Source organism: Streptomyces similanensis (genome assembly GCF_039543625.1).
Taxonomy (GTDB): domain Bacteria; phylum Actinomycetota; class Actinomycetes; order Streptomycetales; family Streptomycetaceae; genus Streptomyces; species Streptomyces similanensis.
In genome coordinates, this window is record NZ_BAABKC010000059.1 from 55,218 (window position 1) to 73,005 (window position 17,788).

Annotated in this window: 17 protein-coding genes; 9 read left to right on the top strand and 8 right to left on the bottom strand. The window is 73.3% G+C overall.

The features are described 5' to 3' along the window. The first annotated feature begins 86 nt into the window (after positions 1 to 86). The 3 genes from ABEB07_RS20585 (at position 87) to ABEB07_RS20595 (ending at position 3,786) form a co-directional block, all read left to right on the top strand. Complete coding sequence (locus tag ABEB07_RS20585; RefSeq protein ID WP_345669701.1) at positions 87 to 1,349, top strand: ABC transporter substrate-binding protein; 1,263 nt, start codon at positions 87 to 89, stop codon at positions 1,347 to 1,349. 461 nt (positions 1,350 to 1,810) lie between these two features. Continuing rightward, positions 1,811 to 2,491: a response regulator transcription factor gene (locus ABEB07_RS20590; RefSeq protein WP_345669703.1), complete on the top strand. Its 681-nt coding sequence runs from the start codon at positions 1,811 to 1,813 to the stop codon at positions 2,489 to 2,491. Further along, positions 2,488 to 3,786 carry a sensor histidine kinase gene (locus tag ABEB07_RS20595; RefSeq protein WP_345669704.1) on the top strand — a complete coding sequence of 433 codons (1,299 nt, stop codon included), beginning with the start codon at positions 2,488 to 2,490 and terminating at the stop codon, positions 3,784 to 3,786. The genes ABEB07_RS20590 and ABEB07_RS20595 overlap by 4 nt, the downstream gene beginning before the upstream one ends. On the opposite strand, the gene ABEB07_RS20600 is transcribed toward ABEB07_RS20595, so the two are convergent. Further along, the gene (locus ABEB07_RS20600) at positions 3,767 to 5,287 is read right to left on the bottom strand and encodes an aromatic amino acid ammonia-lyase (protein ID WP_345669705.1); all 1,521 of its coding nucleotides are present in this window, start codon (positions 5,285 to 5,287) and stop codon (positions 3,767 to 3,769) included. The two genes, ABEB07_RS20595 and ABEB07_RS20600, sit on opposite strands and share 20 nt — an antisense overlap. A 62-nt stretch (positions 5,288 to 5,349) precedes the next feature. Here ABEB07_RS20600 and ABEB07_RS20605 point away from each other — a divergent pair, with 62 nt between their 5' ends. The 4 genes from ABEB07_RS20605 to ABEB07_RS20620 are packed head-to-tail and all read left to right on the top strand — an operon-like array spanning position 5,350 to position 10,632. Beyond that, positions 5,350 to 6,933, top strand: a complete 1,584-nt coding sequence (locus ABEB07_RS20605) for an FAD-dependent oxidoreductase (protein WP_345669707.1) — start codon at positions 5,350 to 5,352, stop codon at positions 6,931 to 6,933. Beyond that, the gene (locus tag ABEB07_RS20610; protein ID WP_345669708.1) at positions 6,930 to 8,000 is read left to right on the top strand and encodes an alpha-hydroxy acid oxidase; all 1,071 of its coding nucleotides are present in this window, start codon (positions 6,930 to 6,932) and stop codon (positions 7,998 to 8,000) included. The genes ABEB07_RS20605 and ABEB07_RS20610 overlap by 4 nt, the downstream gene beginning before the upstream one ends. After that, complete coding sequence (locus ABEB07_RS20615; RefSeq protein WP_345669709.1) at positions 7,994 to 9,373, top strand: cytochrome P450; 1,380 nt, start codon at positions 7,994 to 7,996, stop codon at positions 9,371 to 9,373. The genes ABEB07_RS20610 and ABEB07_RS20615 overlap by 7 nt, the downstream gene beginning before the upstream one ends. Then, the gene (locus tag ABEB07_RS20620; protein WP_345669710.1) at positions 9,370 to 10,632 is read left to right on the top strand and encodes a cation:proton antiporter; all 1,263 of its coding nucleotides are present in this window, start codon (positions 9,370 to 9,372) and stop codon (positions 10,630 to 10,632) included. Before ABEB07_RS20615 ends, ABEB07_RS20620 begins: the two co-directional genes overlap by 4 nt. A 58-nt stretch (positions 10,633 to 10,690) precedes the next feature. Here ABEB07_RS20620 and ABEB07_RS20625 read toward each other — a convergent pair whose 3' ends face one another. The 7 genes from ABEB07_RS20625 to rpmG all read right to left on the bottom strand — a co-directional run bounded on the left by ABEB07_RS20625 (position 10,691) and on the right by rpmG (position 15,975). Beyond that, entirely contained in the window at positions 10,691 to 12,178 is a 1,488-nt protein-coding gene (locus ABEB07_RS20625) for a class I adenylate-forming enzyme family protein (protein ID WP_345669711.1), read from the bottom strand. Beyond that, positions 12,171 to 13,715, bottom strand: a complete 1,545-nt coding sequence (locus tag ABEB07_RS20630; RefSeq protein WP_345669712.1) for an NAD(P)-binding domain-containing protein — start codon at positions 13,713 to 13,715, stop codon at positions 12,171 to 12,173. Before ABEB07_RS20630 ends, ABEB07_RS20625 begins: the two co-directional genes overlap by 8 nt. 97 nt (positions 13,716 to 13,812) lie before the next feature. Further along, positions 13,813 to 13,983: a 50S ribosomal protein L32 gene (gene rpmF, locus ABEB07_RS20635; RefSeq protein WP_176147627.1), complete on the bottom strand. Its 171-nt coding sequence runs from the start codon at positions 13,981 to 13,983 to the stop codon at positions 13,813 to 13,815. A 61-nt stretch (positions 13,984 to 14,044) separates the two neighbouring features. Continuing rightward, complete coding sequence (gene rpsR / locus ABEB07_RS20640; protein ID WP_345669713.1) at positions 14,045 to 14,281, bottom strand: 30S ribosomal protein S18; 237 nt, start codon at positions 14,279 to 14,281, stop codon at positions 14,045 to 14,047. A 37-nt stretch (positions 14,282 to 14,318) separates the two neighbouring features. Further along, positions 14,319 to 15,470, bottom strand: coding sequence for a GTP-binding protein (locus ABEB07_RS20645; RefSeq protein WP_345669714.1), 1,152 nt, complete (start codon positions 15,468 to 15,470; stop codon positions 14,319 to 14,321). Next, positions 15,467 to 15,724, bottom strand: coding sequence for a type B 50S ribosomal protein L31 (locus ABEB07_RS20650; RefSeq protein ID WP_345669716.1), 258 nt, complete (start codon positions 15,722 to 15,724; stop codon positions 15,467 to 15,469). The genes ABEB07_RS20645 and ABEB07_RS20650 overlap by 4 nt, the downstream gene beginning before the upstream one ends. An 86-nt stretch (positions 15,725 to 15,810) precedes the next feature. Beyond that, positions 15,811 to 15,975 (bottom strand): 50S ribosomal protein L33, encoded by a 165-nt coding sequence (rpmG, locus tag ABEB07_RS20655; RefSeq protein WP_164584262.1) that lies wholly within the window; start codon positions 15,973 to 15,975, stop codon positions 15,811 to 15,813. Between the two features lie 185 nt (positions 15,976 to 16,160). Here rpmG and ABEB07_RS20660 point away from each other — a divergent pair, with 185 nt between their 5' ends. Then, positions 16,161 to 16,586, top strand: coding sequence for a DUF6003 family protein (locus tag ABEB07_RS20660; protein ID WP_176147630.1), 426 nt, complete (start codon positions 16,161 to 16,163; stop codon positions 16,584 to 16,586). Positions 16,587 to 16,803: 217 nt separating this feature from the next. Further along, complete coding sequence (locus ABEB07_RS20665) at positions 16,804 to 17,706, top strand: SigB/SigF/SigG family RNA polymerase sigma factor (protein WP_176147631.1); 903 nt, start codon at positions 16,804 to 16,806, stop codon at positions 17,704 to 17,706. The last annotated feature ends 82 nt before the right edge of the window (positions 17,707 to 17,788 follow it).

Consider the following 17,788-nt stretch of genomic DNA (forward strand, 5'->3'; position numbering starts at 1 on the left):
CACAACTGCCCGGCAAGGGGCCCATATCGCGCCGCGGCAGGAGAGTATTCCGGGTGCACCGTTGGAAAGACCAAGAGGAAAGACCCGTGCCACCAAGACTCTTCGGCATGACCGCCTCCGTCGTCGCGCTCGGACTGCTGGGCTGTCTCACCACCGCCTGCGGCTCCTCCGGAAGCGACGGAACGACCCTGCGCCTGATAGCCCCCGAGTACGGCAACAGCCCGGCGACCAGCTCCAAGGCGTACTGGGACAAGCTGACCGCCGCCTTCACCGCCGCCCACCCCGGCAAGAAGGTCGAGGTGACGCTGTACCCGTGGGCCGACATCGACCGCAAGGTCACCAGCCTGGTCCAGGAGGACAAGGCCCCGGACGTGGCCCTCATGGGCGCGTACTCCGACTTCGCCGCGCAGCACCGCCTCTACGCCGCCCGTGACCTGCTGCCGATCAAGGCGGAGGCCAACTTCCTGCCGCCGCTCGCGGAAGCGGGCTCGGTCGACGGCACCCTCTACGGCCTGCCCTTCGTGGCCAGCAGCCGGCTGCTCTTCTACAACGAGGAGCTGTTCGACAAGGCCGGCGTCAAACCGCCGAAGACCTGGTCGGACCTGAAGACCGCGGCCGAGGCGCTGAAGAGGGCCGGCGTGCGCTACCCGTACGCCCTGCCGCTCGGTCCCGAGGAGGCGCACGCCGAAGCCCTGATCTGGGAACTGAGCAACGGCGGCGGGTACACCGACAGCGGCGGCGGATACAGCATCGCCTCGCAGCAGAACGTACAGACGTTCCGCTGGATCAAGGACAACCTCGTCACACCCGGCCTGACCGGCCCGACCCCGCCGGCCCGGCTCAACCGGCAGGACGCCTTCGACGCCTTCCTGCACGGCGACGTCGGTATGGTCAACGGCTATCCCTCACTCCTCCACGAGGCGAGGGAGAAGGGCATGCGGGTCGGTACGCTGCCCATGCCGGTGTCGGACACGCTGAGCACGGGGGAGACCCCGCCCTCGGTGGGCGTCGCCGACTGGATGATGGCCTTCAAGCACGACGGCAATCGTCAACTGGTCAGCTCGTTCCTGGACTTCGTCTACCAGGACAAGAACCTCAGCGCTTTCGCCGGGCGTTACGATCTGCTGCCCTCGACCGTGTCCGCCGCGCAGGCCACCCAGCAGTCGGCGGAGGACCCCAGCACCGAGCAGTTCCTGACCGCACTGCGCACGGCGCAGCTCTACCCGGTCAACGAACCGTCCTGGCTGAAGGTCAGCATCCTCATCAAGCAGAACATCGGCAAGGCCGTCGCCCCCTCCGCCGACCCGAGACTCGTGCTGGAGGACATCGCCCAAGAGGCCGGGGCGTAACGCGACGAAGACAGTCCTGACCTCCCGCTTCACCCGCTTCACCCGCTTCCCACGCGGCATCCTGCGCGGATCCGGCGACCGGACCATGACCGGACCACGTGGTGTCGACCCGACACCCGCCACACTGCCCGCGAAGCGCCCACAAGGCGCGCAGGGCGGCGGCCCATGGCTGCTCGCCCCCCAACGTTCCCCGACTCCCGGCCGGCGGTGGATCAGGTCGGTCCCGTGACCCGGTCGAGTGTCCGAGAGGCCCACCGGCTCCAGGACCAAGGAGGCCATGGCCTGCTCGAAGGGCAGGCCCGTGACCTCCGCGCCTCCAGACGCTCCCGCCGGGTCGGAACGGCCCGGACCGGAAGGCGAGTCCTCCGTCCGGATCAGGCTCCGTAGCCCCTCCCTCTCCGTCAACTCCCCTGCGACGCTTGGGTATTGAGGCAACGGGGGCGACAGATGGGAGAGGGGACGTGACACACACCGTGGCTCGGGAGGCCGGGCGGTTGCTGCTGGTCGAGGACGACCGGGAACTGGCCGCGATGCTGGAAGCGGTACTGCGGGACGAGGGATACACGGTCGACGTCGCCACCGACGGGCAGCGGGGCCTGCATCTCGGTCTCACCCGCCGCTACGACGTACTCGTCCTCGACCGGCGTCTGCCGGCGCTGGACGGGCTCGACCTGCTGAGCCGCCTCCGCTCCCGCGCCCTGCGCACCCCGGTGCTGCTGCTGACCGCGATGGGCACCGTGCACGACCGGGTGGACGGACTGGACGCCGGCGCCGACGACTACCTGGTCAAGCCGTTCGACCTCGACGAACTCAGCGCGCGCTTACGGGCGTTGTGCCGACGCGCGCTCGACGTCACCGATGTCCTCAGGATCGGCTCGGGCCGCCTCCACGTCGCCCGCCGGGAGGTCGAACTGCCCGACGGTGAGCGGATCGCCCTGGCGGCCCGGGAATTCACGCTGCTGTGGGCCCTCGCCTCCCGCCCCGACACCGTGCACACGCGGGCGGAGCTGCGCCGGATGGTGTTCCAGGAGGCGCCCGCGTCGTCCATCGTGGACACCTACGTCTACTACCTGCGCCGCAAACTCGGCAGGAAGGTCGTGCGCACGGTCCGCGGACTCGGCTACCGGCTGGGGGCGCTGTGAGACCGTCCGAGCACCCGGAGCGGGCGGCGGTGCGCCGCGCCCGGCTGCGGATCGCCGTGATCGCCGGGGCGATCATCACCCTGCTGGTCACCGGCGTCGGCGGCATCGCGGACGCCATGATGACGCGCGCGCAGAACGAGCAGGTGTGGAGAGAGCTGCGGTACGGCGCCGCACTCGGCGACCCGACGAGCCCGCCCGTGTGCACCTGGCTGTTCGCGCCGGGCGTGACCCCGCTCCCGAACGCCCCGCGCGGCTTCCCGGTCCGCGCCGACCTCGACCGGGTGCGCCGGACGGGTACGGCCGTGGATCGCACGGTGCGCCGCGACGACAAGGTCTACCTGGTCCGCACCCAGGAGCGGGCGGACGGGCAGGTCGTGCAGGCGGTGTTCGACCTGCGCTTCCAGCTGGCCGACCGCGCCCACCTGTGGTTCGCCCTCGCCGTCGCCGAGGCGGTGGGTCTGCTCGCCGCCGTCCTGACCGGGGCGGTCCTCGGCCGGCTGGCGGTGGCGCCGCTGGCCGACGCGCTCGCCAGGCAGCGCCGCTTCGTCACGGACGCCAGCCATGAGCTGCGCACCCCCGTCACCCAGGTCCACACGCGGGCCCAGCTGCTGGCCCGGCAGGCCGCGGCCGAGGAGCTGCCGGCCGCGCACCGCGCCGGCCTGGACCGCCTGGTCGGTTCGGCCGGCCGGCTCGGGGACGTGCTCGACGACCTGCTGCTGTCCGCGAGCCTCATGGCGGGGTCGGCCCGGCTGCCGCAGCGCCGGCCGGTCGACCTGGTGGCGCTGGCCCGGTCGGTGGCCGCCGAGGAGACCGACCGGGCACGGGACGGCCGGCTCACCGTCACCGTGGACGGCCCCCCGCAGCCCCTGTTCGTCACCGGCATCGAGTCCGCGCTGCGCCGCGCCGTGGGGGAACTGCTGGCCAACGCGATCAGCCACACCCCGCAGGGCGGGCGGATCCGGGTGAGCGTCGCGCGCGTCGGCCGCGAGGCCGAGCTGACCGTCGCGGACACCGGTTCCGGGCTCGATCCCGCCGAGACGGACCGGCTCTTCGAGCGCTTCCATCGCGGTGGGAGCGGTGGGAGCGGTGGGAGCGGTGGGAGCGGTGGCGGTGGCGGCGGCGGCCGGTACGGGCTGGGGCTCGCGCTGCTCCGGGAGGTGGTCACGGGCCATGGCGGCACGGTCGCCGTCACCGGCCGCACGGGGCGGGGCGCCCGGTTCACCATCCGGCTCCCGTGCCACCCGCCCCGGCCCGGCCGGCCCCCGGCGCCGCCGGTCACGGCAGGTCGCAGGTGACCAGGAGGCGGGCGGCGGCCCGTACGTCGGCGTCCAGCGGGCGGTCGGGGTCGACCGGCTCGATCGCGTCCGCGAGGGCGTCCAGCAGCGCGGCGCACCGGGAGGCGGTGGGCCGCCGGGCGCCGACGTGGACGGCCTGGCGCAGGCCGAGCGCCAGCGACCCGCACAGCAGGGCGAGCAGCTCCGCCATGTCGTAGGAGCGCAGGGCCGCTTGGGTGCCGAACGGCACGACGTCCTGGTTGTGCAGATTGGTCGGCAGGCTCTGCATGGCCGCCGGGACCGCGGCCCGGCGGATCTCCGCGACGAGAGCGGTGGTGGCCAGCTGCACCCCCTGAAGGCCGTGCTGGGCGCCCGGCACGGTGGCGAGCATCGGCGGGAGTCCGCCGTTGCGCGCCGGGTCCACCAGCAGGTCGAGCTGGCGTTCGGCGAGATTGCCCAGCTGGGCGGCGACGGACGCCAGCAGGTCGGCGGCGAACGCGGCGGGCTGTCCGAAGAAGTTACCGCCGTGCACCACCCTGCCCGGCGCCCCTTCCTCCGCGCCGGCGGGGAAGAACAGCGGGTTGTCGCTGACCCCGCCGAGATCCGCGCCGACCACGCCGTCCACGTACCGCAGCGCGTCCTCGGCCGCGCCCAGCAGCTGCGGGGAGCAGCGCAGCGAGTACGGCTCCTGCAACGGCCGGGTCCCGGACGGCGCGCACCCGGCGAGCGTGTGCCGCATGCGCGCGCCGACGTCGATCGCGCCGGCGTGGCCGTAGGCGCGCAGCAGATCGGCGTCGAGGAAGCCGGGGTCGCAGCCGAGGACGTCGGCGAGCAGGCAGGTGAGCGAGGCGAGCGCGCGGTGCGCGGCCCGCACCGCGTCGCACGCCAGCGAGAGCGCCGCCGTGGTGAGCGAGGTGCCGTTGACCAGGGCGAGCGCGTCGCGGCCGTCCAGCACGAGCGGCCGCAGTCCGGCCGCGGCCAGCGCGTCCGCGGCGGGCATCCGGTGGCCGCCCGTATAGGCGTGGCCCCGGCCGCGCAGCGCCTGCGCCGCGTAGGCGAGCGGGATGAGGTCGCCGCTCGCGCCGACGGAGCCGTGGCGGGGAACGGCCGGGGAGAAGTCGGTGGCGAACATCGCGGCGAGCCGGTCCACGACCTCGGCCGACACCCCGGAGACGCCCTGGGCGAGGGAGCGGACGCGCAGCAGCAGCGCGGCGCGCACGATCGCCCGCGGCAGGTCCGGCCCCTGGCCGACGCCGAGATGGGCGAGCGTGTTGTCGCACTGGTCGGCCTCGTCGGCACGGCCGGAGTACCCGACGAGCGCGCCGAAGCCGGTGGTCGCACCGTAGATCGGCCGGTCCTCGCCGCCGGCGTCGTGCCGCAGCGAGTGGAACAGCCGTCTGCCGCGTTCGACGCGCGCACGGGCCTCGTCGTCCACGGCGACGGTGAGCGGCGCCGCCGCGCGGCGCAGCGCGGCGGGGCTGAGGGGGCCGGTGAGCGAGACGCTGTCCGTGGGTGTGAGCACGCGGGGAAACGTAGGCGGTGAATCTCAGAGCGCTCTGAAATCGGGTGGATAGCTTCCGGTCCATGGCGCACGACTACCTGATCATCGGAGCGGGGCCCGCAGGACTGCAACTCGCCGCCTCACTGGAGCGTGACGGTGCGGACTACGTCGTACTGGAACGCGGCAGCGGTCCGGGCACGTTCTTCACCCGGTTCCCCCGGCACCGCCGGCTCATCTCGGTCAACAAGGTGCACACGGGATACGAGGACCCCGAACTGCGGCTGCGGATGGACTGGAACTCGCTCCTGAGCGACGACCCGGAACTCCTCTTCACCCGCTACAGCAGGCGCTACTTCCCGCCGGCCGACGACATGGTCCGCTACCTGGCCGACTTCGCCGCCCGCACCGGGGTGCGCGTACGGTACGACACCACCGTGGAACGGATCGCGCGCGACGGCGACGACGACGGCGGATTCACCGTCACCGACCACACCGGGAACACCTGGCGGGCCCGCCGGCTGGTGGTGGCCACCGGCGTGTCCCTGCCGCACCTGCCCTCCGTCCCCGGCATCGAACTGGCCGAACGCTACGACACCTTCGACCCCGACCCGGAAGCGTTCACCGACCAGCGGGTGCTGATCATCGGCCGGGGCAACTCGGCCTTCGAGACCGCCGACAGCCTGATGGAGACGGCCGCCGTCATCCACGTGGTCGGCTCCGGCTCGCTGCGGCTGGCCTGGCGCTCGCACTACGTCGGACACCTGCGCGCGGTGAACAACAACTTCCTGGACAGCTACCAGCTCAAGTCGCAGAACGCCGTCCTCGACGGCCGGGTGCTCGCCATCCGGAAGGACGGCGACGGCTTCCGGGTGCCCGTCGCCTTCGAGCGGGTCGACGAGGTCGTCAAGGACCTGCGCTACGACCGGGTGATCGCCGCCACCGGATTCCGGATCGACGTCTCGGTCTTCGACGACACCTGCCGGCCCGGTCTCGTCGTCGACGACCGGTTCCCCGCCCTCACCCCCGTCGGCGAGTCCGTCAACGTGCCCGGACTCTACTTCGCCGGAACGCTGACGCAGGGCCCCGACTTCAAGAAGGCCACGACCGGCTTCATCCACGGCTTCCGCTACTCGGTGCGCGCACTGCACCGCACGCTGCGCCGGCGCCACCACGGCGAGCCCTGGCCGGTCCGGGAACTCGGGGACGCCACCGAGGCGGCCGTCGACGCCGTCGTCTCCCGGGTCAACCGCTCCTCCGCGCTGTGGCAGCAGTTCGGCGTCCTCGGCGACCTGCTGCTGGTGGGCCCGGACGGCGCGCTGCGCTACGCCGAGGAACTCCCCGTCCGGCACGTGCCGGACGCCGTACGGGCCGGGGACTTCGGCGAGGTCGACGCCCACGCGGTGATCACCCTGGAGTACGGGGCGGACCACGACCGGGTCGACCCCTTCGACGTCACCGCGGGCCGCACCTCCCAGCAGGACATACGGGGACTCGACGGCCGCTACCTCCATCCGGTGGTCCGCTGGTACCGGGCCGGCGCGTTCGTCGCCGAGCACCACCTCACCGAGAACCTGGAGAACGAGTGGGACAGCGAGGAGATCCACCGCGCCCCGCTGCGCGCCTTCCTCGCCGCCCACCGCGGCCCGGCCGCGCCGGTGACGCCGTGACCCTCGACGACCTGCACGAGGCGGCGCGCGGCACACTGGACCCCGTCCACTACGACTACGTGGCGGGCGGGGCCGGCGAGGAACGCGTCCTGGCCGACAACGAGCGGGCCTTCGCCCGGTACGCCCTGCTGCCCAGGGTGCTGCGCGGCAGCGAGACGCGGCGCACGGCCGTGGACCTGCCGGGCGCCCCGGGGGCCGCGCCGGTCGTCGTCGCGCCGACCGCGTTCCACCGGCTGGCGCACCCGGACGGCGAGCGCGCCACCGCCCGCGCCGCCGCGGCCGAGGGCGCCGTCCTCGTCACGGGGGCCGCCGCGACCACGGCGGTCGCCGAGGTCGTCGCGGCGGCCCGCGAGACAGCGGCCGACCCGGCGGTGTGGTTCCAGCTGTACCCGCACCCCCGCCGCGAGGTCACGGCGGCGCTCGTTCGGCGTGCCGCCGACGCGGGCTGCACCGCGCTGGTGGTGACCGTCGACTCACCGGTGTTCGGCCGGCGCACCCGGGACCTGCGCAACGGGTTCACCGACCTGCCGCCCGGCCACGCCGCGGAGAACATGCGCGACCTGCCGGGCGCGCCGCCCGGCGGCCTCACCGACATCCCGATGTCCCCGGCCCTCTCCTGGCGGGACCTCGACGACATCCTGCGCATGACGACGCTGCCCGTGCTGGTGAAGGGAGTCCTGCACCCGGCGGACGCGCGACTGGCCGTCGAGCACGGGGCGGCGGGCGTGCTCGTCTCCAACCACGGGGGCCGCCAGTGCGACGCCGTCCCGGCGGCCCTGGACTGCCTGCCGGGGGTCGCCGACGCGGTCGCGGGCCGGGTGCCGGTCCTGATGGACGGCGGGGTGCGGCGGGGCGCCGACATCGCCGTCGCGCTCGCCCTGGGGGCGACGGCCGTCGGCGTGGGACGGCCGGTGGTGTGGGGGCTGGCCGCCGAGGGGGAGAGCGGCGTGCGCAGGACCCTGGCGCTGCTGCGCGACGAGTACGACCACACGCTCGCGCTGTGCGGCGGCCGCCGCAACGCCGACCTGACCCGGGACATGGTGGTCCGGAGGGGTGAGCCGTGGTGAGGAGCGGACCGGGGCCGGCCGCGGCGGACACGTGGTGGCTGCCGCGCGCGGTGGTGGCGCTGCGCGTGCGCATCTTCGAGAAGGTCAACGGCGACCGCGCCGTGACCCTGCCCGACGCCCGCCACGGCCCCGAGGTGTTCGAACGGGTCTACGCCCATCCGGCCGCCGGCGGACGCAGCGCCGGGGCGGGCCTGTCCGACCTGTTCTGGTACTGGCTGGCGCCCGGCCCCGAGGTGCACCAGGAGCACCTGGAGCCCGGCGCGCGCTACGAGGACGTCGCCGCGACGACGCGCCGCCTCCTGGCCGGGAGTTCGACCGCGCTCGCGGCGACGGCCGGCCGGACGATCGCCCGCGTGCTGGAGGAGCTGCCGCGGGACAGGATCAGCCTGGTACGGCTGCGGGACCTGGTGATGCCCGCGTGGGCCGAGTTCTGCTACGAACTGGTGTTTAAGGAGCCGTGCCCGCCGCGCGCCAGAGAGCTGATCACCGCGCACGCCGACGACGTGGTCAGCGCCCTGAAGTGCACGTCGCTGCGGCACCCGCGCCGCCGGGCCGCGCTGACGGCCTATCTGCGCGAGCGGATCGCGGCCGGAGACGTACCGGACCCGCTGCCGTCCTCGCTGACACCGCTGGAACAGGTGCACTACCTCCAGGGGACGTTCTTCAACACCGCCGTCGTGCAGCTGTCCGAGGCGACCGCGCACGTCCTGCTCGCCCTGGCCCGCCACCCCCACGTGCAGCACCGCCTGGCGGCGGCCCCGGACGACGAACGGTACCTCGCGCACGTGCTCGACGAGACGATGCGGCTGTACCCGCTGTTCGGCATCGCCCACCGCATCACCACGGACGCGATACCGCTCGACGAGGACACGACCCTCCCGGCCGGAACGGTGGTGTGCTTCAGCTACCCCGCCTACCATGCCACCGGATACGACCGGCCCGGCGCGTTCGACCCCGACCGCTGGACCGACCGGTCCCGCAAGCACGTCCACCACATCCCCTTCGGCATGGCCGCCAACCGGCCCTGCCCGGCCTGGCGACTGTCCCCCCTCGTGCTGGGCGCCGCCGTACGGGAGGTGCTGGGCCGCTTCCGGCTGGACTCCACGGCCTCCCACACCCGGTCCATCCCGCACCGGGCGCCCTGCCTGCTGATCCCGCGCGGCCTGCCCGGCCGGCCGCGCCGGCTCGCGGCGCTGCGCACCGCCGTCCGGGCCCGGGACGCGGTCGAGGACGTCACCCGGGGCGTGCGGCAGCTGGTCCTCGGCACGGTCATGGTGCTGCACGCACGCCGTCAGAGGGCGGCGACCCGCTACTTCGAGGAGCATCCGGCCGGGCGCTGCCCGGTCGCCCGCCCGGAAGGAGACAACGGATGAGCGCGACGGAACTCGCCTCCGCGTTCTTCCTCGCCGTCGTGGTCGTCCTGGTCGTCTGCCGGGCCGTCAGCCGGCTGCTGGGCACGGTCGGACAACCGCCCGTGGTCGGTGAGATGGTCGCCGGCGTGGTGCTCGGCCCCTCGGTGCTCGGCGCGCTGCTGCCCGGCGTCGAGTCCGCGCTCTTCCCGACGGACCTGCGGCCGGTGCTGTACGTGGTCGGGCAGATCGGCCTGGTCGCGTACATGTTCCACGTGGGCTGGGAGTTCCGGGTGGACCGGCTGCGCGGCGTAGCGCGTCCCGCCGCACTGGTCTCGGCGGCCGGCGTGCTGGTGCCGGTGGTGCTCGGCGCCCTGCTGATCGTCACCGCCGGCCGATGGACCGGTGTCCTCGCCCCCGACACCCGGCTGGTCGTGTCGGCGCTGTTCGTCGGGGTCGCCCTGGCGGTGACCGCGTTCCCCATGCTGGCCCGCATCATCGCCGAACAGGGCCTGACCGGGACCCGGTTCGGCTCGCTCTCGCTCGGCGCGGGCGCCGTGGACGACGCGGTCGCCTGGATCCTGCTGGCGGGGGTGTTCAGCATCTCGGGCGGCAGCGCGGGGCTGGTGTCGGTGGCCGTCGCGGGCGGATTCGGTCTCGTCGTCGTCCTGACGGCGGTGGCCCGGCTGCGCCCGCGCGCCGTGCGGCTCGCCGAACGCGCCGCTCCGGAAAGCCTGTTGCTCGCGCTGGTGGGCGTGCTGTTCCTGATGGCCTGGTACACCGACGAGATCGGGCTGTACGCGGTCTTCGGCGCGTTCAGCCTGGGACTGGTCTTCCCCCGTTCGCGCGAGCTGGACCGTTCGGTGCGGTCGCTCGAACCCGTGGGCCGGGTGTTCCTGCCGCTGTTCTTCACGTACTCCGGACTGAACACGGACTTCGCCCTGCTCGGCTCCGGACGGGTGCTGTTGTTCACCGCGGGGTGCGTGGCGGTCGCCGTCGTGGGGAAGTTCGGCGCCTGCTGGCTCGCCGCCCGAGCCTCGGGCGAACCGAACCGGGTGGCCCTGCGGGTCGGGGCGCTGATGAACGCACGGGGCCTGATGCAGCTGATCGCCCTCAATCTCGGTCTGGCGGCCGGGATCGTGACCCGGGCGATGTTCAGCGCCCTGGTCGTGGTCGCCATCGTCACCACCGTGATGGCGACCCCGCTGCTCCGGCTGATCGACCGGCACGACCGCGCCGAGGAGGACCCTCCGCTGCGGGCCGTCGCGGCCGGGACCCGCTGAGGAGACGGTGAGGGCTTCGCCGTCGGCGTCCCGCGACGGCGAAGCCCTCGCCACTACGTCATGTTCTGGCGGCCAGCTGTCTCTTGTCGGGTTTGCCGGCAGGCGTGAGCGGCACCTCGTCGATGAGGGTGAGGCGGGTCGGCGCGCACGCCCCGCCCAGGTGCGCCGCCACCAGCTCGCGCAGCTCGCCGAGTTCCGGCACACGACCGGCGGCGGGCACCACGAACGCGTGGACGGCCTCCCCGGTGTCGTCGTCGGGCACGGCGACGACGTACGCCTCGGCCACGGCCGGGTGGGTGGCGAGCAGCCGCTCGATCGGCCCGGCGTAGTACACATTGGCGTTGACGATGACCACGTCGCGGGTACGCCCCGTGAGCCACAACCGGCCCTCGGCGTCGAGGCGGCCGAGGTCCCGGGTGCGCACCCAGCCGTCGCCGAACACCTCGGCGCTGAGGTCCGGCTCCCCCCAGTAGCCGAACCCCTGCGACGGGGTCCGGACGAAGAGCTCACCCTCAACGCCGGGCGGCACGGTCCGCCCCGACGCGTCCCGGACGACCAGGTCGACGGGCGGCACGCCCAGCGAACCGGGCGGGTCACCGGGAACGGCCATGGAGATCATGCCGGTCTCGGTCTGGCCGTAGCCGTGGAAGACGACGGGGCCGAGCACCTCGGCGGCCTCCCGCAGCCGCCCCGGCTCCAGCGGGGAGCCGGACACCATCAGGGCCCGCAGCGCGCCCAGGTCCGCCGGGCGGGCCCGCTGACGCGCCACGAGGCGGTGCAGCCGGGCCACGGTGATGACGCTCGCCGTCGCCCGGTGCCGCACCAGCGCGTCCGGGAAGACCGGCGGGTCGGCGGTGACGAGGGTTCCGCCGGACGCGAGCGCGAGCAGCCCGTACTCCATCATCACCTGGCTCGCCAGGGTGCCGAACACCAGGAACCGGTCCAGCCGCGCGGCCAGTTCGCGGACGGCGGGCGGCCACAGGTCGGGGCGCAGGGCCCAGGCCGCGGTCATCGCCGCGTAGGTCTGCGCACAGGCCTTGGGCGCCCCGGTGCTGCCGCTGGTGTGGATCAGCCGGGCGACGTCGTGCGGACGCGCCGAGACCCGCGGCCGTACGCCGTCGTCCGGAGCCGCCAGCAGCTCGCTGAGGGCGAGGACGCGCCCGTGCCGCCGCGTGTCCGGGTCGTCGCCGTCGTCCCGGCCGTCCGTGACGGATACGCCGGCGGCCGGGACGTCGGTGACCTGGACGCGGGTGTCCGCCAGGAGGAGCCGCCGCTGGGGTTCGGTCAGCCCCGGACGGACGCCCACGACGCGGGCGCCGACGACATGGGCCGCGACGACCGCGGCGAACGCCTCCGGGCCGACGCCGAGCAGCAGGCCGACGCCGTCGCCGGGCCGGACGCCGTGCCGCCGCAGACCGCTCGTCACCCGTCTGATCAGGCCGAGGAGCCCGGACGCGGTGACCACCCGGCCGGCGTGCTCGAACACCGGCCGGTCGCCCGCCGCGTCGAGGAGGTCCAGCAGGCCGCCGGGGAACTGCTCACCCAAGGCAGGACTTCACGAACGCGGCGAGCGGCTGCTGGTGCACGGCCGGGACGTCCCAGTCGTTCTCCAGGTTCTCCGCCAGATGGTGGACGCCGGCCAGGGCGCCGTCGCGGTAGTGCCGGACCACGGGGTGGAGGTAGGCGGAGTCCGCCGCGTGCTCGGCGTCGTTCTCGGCCACCCGCGGGATGCCCACGTCGAACGGGTCGACCTGGTCGTGGCCCGGCCCGTACTCCAGGTCGACGACGAAACGGTGCGCGGCGGGGCCGAGCCCGCCGTCGGCGACGTGGTCGAGCGGCACCTCCTCCTGATACCGGGCCGTGTCCCCGTCGACGCTCACCACGTCGCCGAGGAACCCGAACTGCTGCCACAGTCCGGAGGAGCGGTTGACGCGGGCGACGACGGCGTCGGCGACCGCCTCCGGCGCCGCGGCGAGCGTCCGGGACGGCCAGGGCGTGTCGTGGTGGCGGGAGCGCAGGATGCGGTGCAGCGCGCGGGCCCCGTAGCGGAAACCGTGGATGAAGCCGTTGGTGGACCGCTTGAAGTCCCGCTGCTGGGTCAGGGTGCCGGCGAAGTAGAGGCCGGGAACGTTCACCGACTCGAACGCGGAGGTCTGCTCGGGGAACCGGTCGTCGATGACGAGGGCGGGACGGCACGTCTGGTCGAACACGTCGGCGTCGAAGCGGAATCCCGCGCACAGGACGATCCGGTCGTAGCGCAGTTCGCGCAGGCCCTCCGTGGTCCGCGCGTAGCGGAACACCACCCGGTAGCGGCCGTCGGCGGTCCGCTCGATGTTCTCCACGGCGCCGTCCAGGACGGCGTTCTGCGACTTGAGCTGGTAGCTGTCCAGGAAGTTGTTGTTCACCGCGCGCAGATGCCCGACGAAGTGCGTCTTCCAGGCCATCCGCACCGAGTGCGGGCCCGCGACGTGGATGACCGCGGCCTTCTCCATGAGGGCGTCGGCCGTCTCGAAGGCGGAGTTGCCCTTGCCGATCACGAGCACCCGCTGGTTCGTGAACGACGCCGGATCGGTGTCGAACGTGTCGTAGCGCTCGGCGAGTTCGATGCCGGGGACGGACGGGACGTTGAGGCGGGAGACACCGGTCGCCACGACGAGCCGCCGGGCCCGCCAGGTCCGTCCGGCGGCGTCGCGGGCGGTGAAGACTCCCCGTGCGCGGGAGATCCGGACGACGTCCGTGCCGTACTCGACGCGGACGCCGGTGCGTTCGGCGAAGTCGGCCAGATAGCGCACCAGGTCGTCGGCCTGGGGGAAGTAGCGGTCGGTGTAGTGGCCGAGGAGCAGCCGCGGATCGTCGCTGAGCAGCGAGTTCCAGTCCATGCGGAGGTTGATCTCCGGGTCGGTGTTCCCGGTGTTGACCTTGTTGATCGATATCAGTTTGCGGTGGCGCGGGTACGTGGTGAAGAACGTACCCGGTCCGCTTCCGCGTTCCAGGACGAGGTAGTCGAGCCCGTCGCCTTCGAGCAGAGCGGCGAGTTGAAGTCCGGCCGGTCCGGCCCCGATGATCAGGTAGTCGCGCACCATGGCCGGGACGCTAGCGGCCCGACATCAGAGCGCTCTGAGATTGCGGTGACCGGGCCGGGCGGCGCCGTGGCCGCGACCACCACCCGGCCCGGAGTCATCAGTCCTCCGGCCGGAGGAGGCCGCGCTCGTACGCCTTCCTCAGGTGCTGGGGGACCAGGTAGGCGCTGCCGTCGATGGTGACGGGGACGAGCGGCGGGGTGCTCGCACGCCACTGGGCGCGGCGGTGGCGGGTGTTGCCGCGTGACATCTTGCGCTTGGGGACGGCCATGACGGTCCTCTCGTCGGTGGGGAATTCGTCCGGGGGCAACTCGTCTGCGGGAGACGGGAGTTCAGCGGCTGGAGTAGGGGAGCAGGGCCATCTCGCGGGCGTTCTTGACGGCCGTGGCGATCCGCCGCTGCTGCTGCCGGCTGATCCGGGTGACCCGGCGGCCGCGGATCTTGCCGCGGTCGGAGAGGAACCTGCGCAGCAGGTCGGTGTCCTTGTAGTCGATGTGGGTGATGCCGGCCGCGTCGAGCGGGTTGGGCCGGTTCTTGCGCGCGGGCGCGGTTTTGGCGGTGCGGGGCATGGAGCCCGAGCCCTCCTGGAGGGTGAGGGGGAACGGGTCAGGCGACGGCGTCGAGCAGTCGGTCGAAGCCGGTGGGCCGGCGCCAGGCGGCGGGTCCGGACGCCAGTTCGTCGTCGGTGAGCAGACAGGCGTCGAGCAGGGAGAGCAGTCCCGCCCGGTCCAGGCCGGGCGAGGTGAAGACGAGGTGCTGGCAGCGGTCTCCGTGTTCGGGATGCCAGTCCAGCGCGGCGGCGGTCCGCCGCTCGGCGGGCATCAGCTCCCAGGCGGCGTCCGGGAGGGAGGCCATCCACGGCCCGGCGCTCTCCACGCACAGCGCGCCCCCGGCGGCGTCCCAGGCGAGCAGGCTGTCGGGCCGGTCCGCCAGCCAGAACCGCCCCCGGCTGCGGGCGGCGGCGCAGCACAGGTCCTCCAGCGCGGCGTAGAGGCGGCCGGCGTGGAAGGGGCGGCGGCGCTGCCAGACCAGTGTGCTGACTCCCTCCTCGTCGCAGTCGTGGGGGAGCCGGGCGCAGGCGGGGTGCTGGGCGGCCGCCGCCGCTGCCACGTCGAACCCGGCGACCGCGATGCCGCCCAACCGCCCCGATCCGAGGTGGACGTGCCGCGCGGCGGGATGCAACTGCCGCAGCAGCGCGAGGTCGTCGGGCCCGGTGACGGGGCTGTCGGCCAGGGCGAGGACGGGGGCGTACTCCAGTTGCCGCGCGAAGGTGTCGCCCACGGTGCGCTGGTCCGTCGCGGCCGCGGCGAGTCCCACGTCCGCGAGGTCGTCACCGCTGGACAGGGCGGGCAGGGCCAGCGCGGGGTCGACGGCGGTCACCACGTTGGTGAGCCGGAAGGCGCCGTGGCCGTGTGCGGCGACGACCTCGGCCATGCCCCGGGGCTCCACGGAGTCCCACAGCTCCACGACCGCGAGGCGGGTGAGGCGGCCGGTGGCCAGCCGCTCCAGCTCGGGGACGAGGTCCTCGCGCAGGGCGCAGCAGGCGCAGTCGTCGACCAGCGGCGTCTCGCCCCAGGAGGCGTCGCCCGCGGCGTCGCGGACGCTACGGCGCACGATGCCCGCCGGGGCGGTGGACAGGTCGTGGTGCAGGGCGACGCTGCCGGGTACCTCGCGCAGCAGTTGTTCGACCGTGGCGCGGCGGGCGTCGGCGTGCATGCCGCCGACGATCACCACGGGCATCGGTCCTTCGAGGGTCATCGGCGGCCTCCGGCCCGTCCGTAGCGGCGCTCGAAGCGCTCGACGCGGCCGGCGGTGTCCAGCACGCGGGCGGTGCCGGTGTAGAAGGGGTGGCTCGCCGAGGAGATCTCGACGTCGACCACCGGGTGGGTGCGGCCGTCCTCCCAGGCGACGGTCTTGTCGCTGGTCATCGTCGAGCGGGTCAGGAAGGCGAAGTCGCCGGCCTTGTCGCGGAAGACGACCGGGCGGTAGGCGGGGTGGATTCCGGGCTTCATGAGGTGTGTTCCCTGGATCGGGGTGCGGATGAGGGTGCGAACGCGGATGCGGGTCGGCGTGGGTGTGCGGGCGGGGCCGTGTGCGGTCAGCGCTCCTCGCGGAACTCGACGTGACGTCCGGCGACGGGGTCGAACTTCCGCAGGGTGAGCCGGTCCGGGTCGTTCCGGCGGTTCTTGCGGGTCACGTAGGTGTAGCCGGTCCCGGCGGTGGAGCGGAGCTTGACGATCGGGCGCAGTTCATCGCGAGCCATGGAGACAGCATACGACAATGATTGTCATTACCGATAGTGGGTGGGCTGCCGTTCTCGTTCACCGCCGGTCCTCCTGGAGCGACACGCGGCGCGCGGGGGTGACGGCCGACGGGTCACGCGGGCGGGAGCGCGTCGTGGCGCTAGGATCAGCGGCACCTCATGGCGACAGAAAGCGGTGTCGAGCAATGGCCGATGACGCCTACCTCTTCCTCCTGCCGGACGACCACCCCCGCGTGGGAGCCGCTGTGGCGGCACTGGGCGGTCTGGAGTGCGCCGAGACGCCGGCCGTCCAGGGATGGCTCTCGGCCCACGGCGCCTCCGCTTCGTCGGAGCGGACCCGGATCCTGCCGGCCGACTCCGAGATCCTGCTGCCGGCCGACGCCGACCGGCTGCCGGTCCCGTTGACCGAACGGGAACTGGTCGCGGTCCGGGAGCAGTGCTCCCCGCAGCCGGTCGCGGACATGGAGCGGCAGCTCCTGACGTACCGGGAGACGACCGAGGACTGGCAGGCCCTGGTGCACCGGGCCCTGGCGGCCGGCATCCCGGCGCCGCGTATCGCCGAGCTGACCGGTCTCGACCCGCGTGAGGTCGGCGGGCTCACCCAGAGCTGACGGACCGCGCCGCACCGGGGTGCCGCACGGCCCCCGCGGCGCGATCCGCTTCCGGTCCGGCCCGTCGGCCGACCGATCGCATCATGACCCTCTGTAAGTGCGACGGCTGACACCTCGACAGAGCGTGACCTTTTGAGGGATATCGCTGATCGCTCAGGGTAAGCGCCCGGCTACGAAACGCTCCGTCCATGGAGTCATGACCGTTCCGGGAGCTGACATGGCCACCTTGACCGAAGACGAGACCACCGGCACGACACCGCTTCCCCGACGACACCCCGGCCCTGCCGACGCCGCGGTCGCGGTCGTTCCCGCCCGGACGGCGCCCGCCCGGGCCGGCACGGCCCGGATCGACCCGGCCGACGCGCGGGCCCTGTCCAAAACCCTGTTCGCGCGGCTCGAATCGCTGGAAGAGGGCACACCGGAGCACTCCTACGTCCGCAACACGCTCGTGGAACTGAACCTCACCCTCGTTCACTACGCGGCCGCCCGCGCAGGGGCCCGCAAGCAGTCCTACGAGGACGTCGTGCAGGTCGGCACGATCGGGCTGATCAAGGCGATCAACCGCTTCGAACTGCAACGCGGCGTGGAATTCCCCAGCTTCGCGCTGCCGACCGTCATCGGCGAGATCAAGCGGTACTTCCGCGACACGACCTGGGCCCTGCACGTGCCGCGCCGACTGCGCGACCTGCGTGTGGAACTGACCGAGGCCGAACGGCACCTGGAGCAGACCCACGGCCGCAACCCCACCGTGTCCGAACTGGCCCGTCATCTGCACCTGGAGGACGAGGAGGTCATCGAGGGCCTGATCGCCGCCAACGGATACTCCGCGGCATCCCTGGACACCGCGGAGGACGCCGACGGCCTGGACGAGAGCCTCGCCCACCACATCGGCTACGCGGACCGTGAACTCGCGAAGACCGAGGACCTGCAGGCGCTCAAACCTCTCATCGCCGCGCTCCCCGAGCACGAGCGCCGGGTCCTCGCCCTGCGCTACACCGCCGACCTGACGCAGAGCGCCATCGCGGAGGAACTCGGCGTTTCCCAGACCCAGGTCTCCCGGCTCCTCAAACGCGCCGTCGTCCGCCTCCGGCGCCAACTCGGCGACGGACTCGGGGTATGAGGGTGCCGTACGGCATCGTCCCGGCGCGCCCGGAGGCGAAGAAGTGACCCTCTTTCCGGCGGAGCGCCGGAGACGAGCCGAG